Source organism: Micromonospora sp. CPCC 205539 (genome assembly GCF_036906815.1).
Taxonomy (GTDB): Bacteria; Actinomycetota; Actinomycetes; order Mycobacteriales; family Micromonosporaceae; genus Micromonospora.
In genome coordinates, this window is record NZ_JBAKHW010000021.1 from 135351 (window position 1) to 141486 (window position 6136).

6 protein-coding genes are annotated in these 6136 nt (G+C 72.1%); 5 read left to right on the plus strand and 1 reads right to left on the minus strand.

Annotated features, from left to right (window positions below):
• Positions 1 to 55 precede the first annotated feature (55 nt).
• Positions 56 to 688, minus strand: coding sequence for a uracil phosphoribosyltransferase (gene upp / locus V6V47_RS20120; protein WP_334629831.1), 633 nt, complete (start codon positions 686 to 688; stop codon positions 56 to 58).
• Between the two features lie 135 nt (positions 689 to 823).
• Here upp and deoC point away from each other — a divergent pair, with 135 nt between their 5' ends.
• The 5 genes from deoC (at position 824) to V6V47_RS20145 (ending at position 5931) form a co-directional block, all read left to right on the plus strand.
• A complete protein-coding gene (gene deoC, locus V6V47_RS20125) occupies positions 824 to 1783 on the plus strand; it encodes a deoxyribose-phosphate aldolase (RefSeq protein ID WP_334629832.1) in 960 nt (319 codons plus the stop codon).
• Positions 1784 to 1789: 6 nt separating this feature from the next.
• Entirely contained in the window at positions 1790 to 3220 is a 1431-nt protein-coding gene (locus V6V47_RS20130) for an aldehyde dehydrogenase family protein (RefSeq protein ID WP_334629833.1), read from the plus strand.
• Complete coding sequence (locus tag V6V47_RS20135; RefSeq protein ID WP_334629834.1) at positions 3213 to 4037, plus strand: aldehyde dehydrogenase family protein; 825 nt, start codon at positions 3213 to 3215, stop codon at positions 4035 to 4037. The genes V6V47_RS20130 and V6V47_RS20135 overlap by 8 nt, the downstream gene beginning before the upstream one ends.
• A gap of 495 nt (positions 4038 to 4532) precedes the next feature.
• Positions 4533 to 5015, plus strand: coding sequence for a BlaI/MecI/CopY family transcriptional regulator (locus V6V47_RS20140; protein ID WP_334629835.1), 483 nt, complete (start codon positions 4533 to 4535; stop codon positions 5013 to 5015).
• A gap of 10 nt (positions 5016 to 5025) precedes the next feature.
• Positions 5026 to 5931: a M56 family metallopeptidase gene (locus V6V47_RS20145; protein ID WP_334629836.1), complete on the plus strand. Its 906-nt coding sequence runs from the start codon at positions 5026 to 5028 to the stop codon at positions 5929 to 5931.
• Positions 5932 to 6136: the final 205 nt, after the last annotated feature.

Genomic DNA, 6136 nt, shown 5'->3' on the forward strand with positions numbered 1-6136 from the left:
GGTCCGCGCACCCCGTGCGCGGACCCGCCCGGACTCGGCACCGACGGATGGCGGATCAGAACCGGGGCATGCCGCCGAACTGACGGTCGCCAGCGTCACCGAGGCCGGGGACGATGAACATGCGGTCGTTGAGCCCCTCGTCGATCGCGGCGGTGACCAGCCGCAACGGCAGGCCGGAGCGTTCCAGCCGCTCGATGCCGACCGGAGCGGCGAGCACGCAGAGCACGGTGATGTCCGTGCAGCCGCGGTCGGCCAGCAACTGGCAGCAGTGCTCCAAGGAGCCGCCGGTGGCGAGCATCGGGTCGAGCACCAGCACCGGCAGCCCGGCCAGGTCGCGCGGCAGCGACTCCATGTACGCGCGGGGCTCGTAGGTCTCCTCGTCGCGGGCCAGGCCGACGAAGCCCATGGAGGACTCGGGCAGCAGGCCCAGCGCGGCGTCCGCCATGCCCAGGCCGGCCCGCAGCACCGGCACCAGCAGCGGCGGGTTGGCGAGCCGGGTGCCCTCGGTGCCGGTGACCGGCGTCTGCACCGGGTACCGCTCGACCGGGAAGGAGCGCGCTGCCTCGTACACCAGCATGGTGGTCAGTTCGTGCAGCGCGGCGCGGAAGGTCGAGGAATCGGTGCGCGCGTCCCGCATGGCGGTCAGCCGAGACTGGGCCAGCGGGTGGTCAATGACGTGTACATCCACGATCGCTCAACCTACCGGTCCGTTCGGTACGGCGTTGCGGGTGCGGTCGGACCAGCGACGCCGCTCACCCTGGCACCTCCCGCTGGCCGCTCGTGAGCAAGATCACTCGGCGGTCCGGTGCGTAGACTTCGGGGCATGACGGCGACAGCGACGTCGGCCCGGTCGGAGCTCTCCGAGCTGGGACGATCCGAGACCGCTCTGCGGACCTTCCTGCACGGCCTGCCGGGCGTGGACCAGGTCGGCGCGGAGCAGCGGGCGGCACAGCTCGGCACCCGCTCCATCAAGACCACCGCCAAGGCCCAGGCGATCGACCTGGCGATCCGGATGGTCGATCTGACCACCCTCGAAGGGGCGGACACCCCGGGCAAGGTGCGCGCTCTCGCCGCTAAGGCGCTGCGACCAGACCCGGCCGACCCGTCGTGCCCGCACGTCGGCGCGGTCTGCGTCTACCCGGCGATGGTCCCGTACGTGGCCGAGGTGCTGCGCGGCTCAGGCGTGCACCTGGCCAGTGTGGCGACCGCGTTCCCGTCGGGTCAGGCCCCGCTGGAGATCAAGCTGGCCGACACCCGGGCCGCCGTCGCGGCCGGCGCCGACGAGATCGACATGGTGATCAACCGGGGTGCGTTCCTGTCCGGGCGGTACAAGGAGGTCTACGACGAGATCGTGGCCACCAAGGAAGCCTCCGGGGACGCCCACCTCAAGGTGATCCTGGAGACCGGCGAGCTGGCCACCTACGACAACGTCCGGCGGGCCTCCTGGCTGGCCATGCTGGCCGGCGGCGACTTCATCAAGACCTCCACCGGCAAGGTCCCGATCGCGGCGACCATGCCGGTGAGCCTGGTGATGCTGGAAGCGGTCCGCGACTTCCGCGAAGCGACCGGGCGGCAGGTGGGCGTCAAGCCCGCCGGTGGCATCAAGACCACCAAGGACGCGATCAAGTACCTGGTGATGGTCAACGAGACCGTCGGCCCGGACTGGCTCGACCCGGACTGGTTCCGCTTCGGCGCGTCCAGCCTGCTCAACGACCTGCTGATGCAGCGCACCAAGCTGACGACCGGCACCTACTCCGGTCCCGACTACTTCACCCTGGACTGATAGCCGATGTTCGAATATGCACCCGCCCCCGAGTCCCGCTCGGTGGTGGACCTCAAACCCTCGTACGGGCTGTTCATCGACGGTGAGTTCGCCGACCCGACCGACGGCGGCAGCTTCAAGTCGATCAACCCCGCCTCCGAGGAGGTGCTGGCCGAGGTCGCCGAGGCCGGCGCCCAGGACGTGGACCGCGCGGTCCGCGCCGCCCGGAAGGCGTACGACAAGGTCTGGGGCCCGATGTCGGGCCGGGACCGGGCGAAGTACCTGTACCGGATCGCCCGGCTCATCCAGGAGCGCTCCCGCGAGCTGGCCGTTCTGGAATCGCTGGACAACGGCAAGCCGATCCGCGAGTCCCGCGACGTCGACCTGCCGCTGGTCGCCGCGCACTTCTTCTACTACGCGGGCTGGGCCGACAAGCTGGAGCACGCCGGCTTCGGCGCGAACCCGCGACCCATCGGCGTGGCCGCGCAGGTCATCCCGTGGAACTTCCCGCTGCTCATGCTGGCCTGGAAGATCGCCCCGGCGCTCGCCGCAGGCAACACGGTGGTGCTGAAGCCGGCCGAGACCACCCCACTGACCGCGCTGCTCTTCGCCGAGATCTGCCAGCAGGCCGAACTGCCGGCCGGTGTGGTCAACATCCTCACCGGCGCCGGCGACACCGGCCGCGCGCTCGTCGAGCACACCGGCGTGGACAAGGTGGCGTTCACCGGTTCCACCGAGGTCGGCCGGGCCATCGCCCGATCGGTCGCCGGCACCCGCAAGAAGCTCACCCTGGAGCTGGGCGGCAAGGCCGCCAACATCGTCTTCGACGACGCCCCGATCGACCAGGCAGTCGAGGGGATCGTGAACGGCATCTTCTTCAACCAGGGCCACGTCTGCTGCGCCGGTTCCCGCCTGCTGGTCCAGGAGAACGTGGCCGACCGGGTGCTGGAGTCGCTGAAGCGGCGGATGGCCCAGCTCCGGGTCGGCGACCCGCTGGACAAGAACACCGATGTCGGCGCGATCAACTCCGCCGCGCAGTTGGAGCGGATCCGCGAGCTGTCCGACGCCGGCTCGGCCGAGGGCGCCGAGCGCTGGTCGCCGCCCTGCGAGTTGCCCGACCGGGGCTTCTGGTTCGCGCCGACCATCTTCACCGGGGTCACCCAGGCGCACCGGATCGCCCGCGAGGAGATCTTCGGTCCGGTGCTGTCGGTGCTCACCTTCCGCACCCCGGCCGAGGCCGTGGAGAAGGCCAACAACACGCCGTACGGGCTGTCGGCGGGGATCTGGACCGACAAGGGCTCCCGGATCCTTTGGACGGCCGACCGGCTGCGCGCCGGGGTGGTCTGGGCCAACACGTTCAACAAGTTCGACCCCACCTCGCCGTTCGGCGGCTACAAGGAGTCGGGCTACGGTCGCGAGGGCGGCCGCCACGGGCTGGAGGGCTACCTCAATGTCTGAGCGGGTCGCGGTACGCAAGACGTACAAGCTCTTCATCGGCGGGAAGTTCCCGCGCAGCGAGTCGGGACGGTCGTATCTCGTGCAGTCCTCGAATGTGTCACTGGCCTCCCGCAAGGACGCCCGGGACGCGGTGGTCGCCGCCCGCGCCGCCGTCAAGGGCTGGGCCGGGGCGACCGCGTACAACCGGGGTCAGATCCTCTACCGCGCCGCCGAGATGCTGGAGGGCCGCCGCGAGCAGTTCGTCGCCCTCGGCGTACCGGGCGACGAGGTGGACGCCGCGGTGGACCGTTGGGTCTGGTACGCGGGCTGGTCCGACAAGCTCCCCCAGGTGTACGGCGGCGCCAACCCGGTCGCCGGGCCGTACTTCAATCTGTCCGCGCCCGAGCCGACCGGCGTGGTCGCGGTGGTCGCCCCGGAGCGCCCGGCGCTGCTCGGCCTGGTCAGCGTGGTCGCCCCGGCGATCGTCAGCGGCAACACGGTGGTGGTGGCGGCCTCGTCCTCCGAGCCGCTGGCGGCGGTGACGCTGGCCGAGGTGCTGGCCACCTCGGACCTGCCCGGTGGGGTGGTCAACATCCTCACCGGCAGGATCACGGAGACCGCACCGACCCTGGCCGCGCACATGGACGTCAACGCGATCGACCTGAGCGGGGTGAGCGACACCTCGCTCGCCACCGAGCTGGAGGTCAAGGCCGCGGAGAACCTCAAGCGGGTGCTCCGGCCGGTCCCGGCCGACCACGACTGGTCCGCCGACCCGGGCCTGGCCCCGATGACCAGCCTGCTCGAGACCAAGACCGTGTGGCATCCCAAGGGGGTGTGATCGCTTCTCGGGCTACGGGTCTTCGGGTCTTCGGGGGAGCCCCACTCACTCCGGGCGGTCAGGCTTGATCGCTCCGCGGGTGGGACTTCCCCGGAAACCCTGACCTGGAGCTTCGTCGTGCTGGCGCTAGTGCTGGCGCTGGCCCGGCCATCGGCCAGCGGCCAGCGAGGCGCGTCTGCCGTCTCAAGATCCACGCAACTTCAGGGATGTTGCTGCCTCCTGCACGTTGGAGGCAGCAACATCCCTGTTCTTGTGCGGATCTTGCGCTGACCCGCCGCCTCCGGCGCGGTGCGCCGCCTCCGGCCGCGGTGCGCCGCCTCCGGCCGCAGTGCGCCGCCTCCGGCCGCAGTGCGCCGCTTCCGGCTGCCGGCCCGCCGCCTTCGGCCGCGGTGATCATGGGGTTGGCGGGGGGATTGATCTCTTCGGGCACGGTCAACCTCATGATCGACCCGGTCGGGTGGGTGGGGGGTCTACTACGGGGGGTAGGATTGGTGGGTGACTCGGCTGGGCGATCTTGAGCGTGCGGTGATGGACGTGCTGTGGGACGTGGTCCCGGGCACGTCGGACGGGGTGACCGTGCGCGAGGTGGCCGACGCACTCGACGGCCGCGAGCTCGCGTACACCACGGTGATGACCGTGCTGGACCGGCTCGCCGGCAAGGGCATGGTGCAGCGGGAGCGAGAGGGTCGCGCCTGGCGCTACCGGCCGGCGGCCAGCCGCGAGGCGCACATCGCCCAGCTCATGCTCGATGCCCTCGACCTGGGCGGCAGCCGAGACGCGGCGCTGGTGCGCTTCGCCCGCTCGGTGACCGGCACCGAGGCCGAGGTGCTGCGCGCCGCCCTGGGCGCCGACGCCGAGCTGACCGGGCTGGGCTCCGCCGATGGCGGCAGGGCTCCGGCCAGGCCGGGTGTCGAACTGACTGACCGGGTGGACGGGCCGACTGGCCGACGGCCGGCCGACGAGGCAGTGGAGCGGTAGGGCAGCCGCCATGGCCTACGCCGTGCACTTCACCGCCACCATGGTGGCCTGCTATCTGACCGCGCAGGTGCTGGCCCGCTCCACCTGGCCGTGGCGCAGCCCTCGAGTGGCAATCGTCTGCTGGCAGGCGATCGGGTTGGCGCTGGGCCTCTCCGCGATGGGCCTGCCGATGGCGCTCGGGCTGACCGCGTACAACCTGCCGACCGGGAGTGCCCTGCTCGCCCTGGCCACCGATCTCGCGCACGGCACTCTGCCGGTCGGGCTGGGCGCCTTCCACCTGGCCGGCGTCGGAGTGGGCTTCGGCATCGGGGCGGTGCTGATCACCACGACCGTGCGCAGCATCCACGGCACCGTCCGCGCCCAGCGCCGCCACCGGGACCTGCTCACCCTGGTCGCCCGGGACGACCCGGCCGCGCCTGGCGCGCTGGTGCTCGATCACCCGAGCGCGGCGGCGTACTGCCTGCCGGGGGTGAAGCCGCGGGTCGTGGTCAGCGCGGGCACGTTGAGCATGCTGGACCGGGCCGAGTTGGCCGCGGTGCTCACCCACGAGCGGGCGCACGCCGACGAGCGGCACGATCTGGTGCTGCTGCCGTTCACCGCGCTCTGCCGCGCACTGCCGTGGTTCCGCTGGGTTCGCGACGCGCACGAGCGGGTCGCCCTGTTGGTGGAGATGCGCGCCGACGACAAGGCGCGTGAGCTGCACGCCGAGGCACCACTGGCGGGCGCGCTGCGCCGATTCGCCGCCGCTGGCCACCGAATCACCCCGGCTGGCGCGCTGGGCATGGGCGACCGGGATCTGGACGCACGGATGCAGCGCCTACTGGTCAGCGACCGGCCGCCCCGGGTGCTCGGCGCCACCGCACTCGCGGTGGCCGCCACGCTGGTCGCTCTCCCGATCACGCTCTTCCTGAGCTGACCCGCCCGCCCGGCTCACCCGCACCCCGCACCCCGCACCCCGCCCGCCCGGCTCACCCGCACCCCGCACCCCGCCCGCCCGGCTCACCCGCACCCCGCACCCCGCACCCCGCCCGCCCGGCTCACCCGCACCCCGCACCCCGCACCTCGCCCGCCCGGCTCACCCGCACCCCGCACCCCGCATCCCGCACCCCGCACCCCGCACC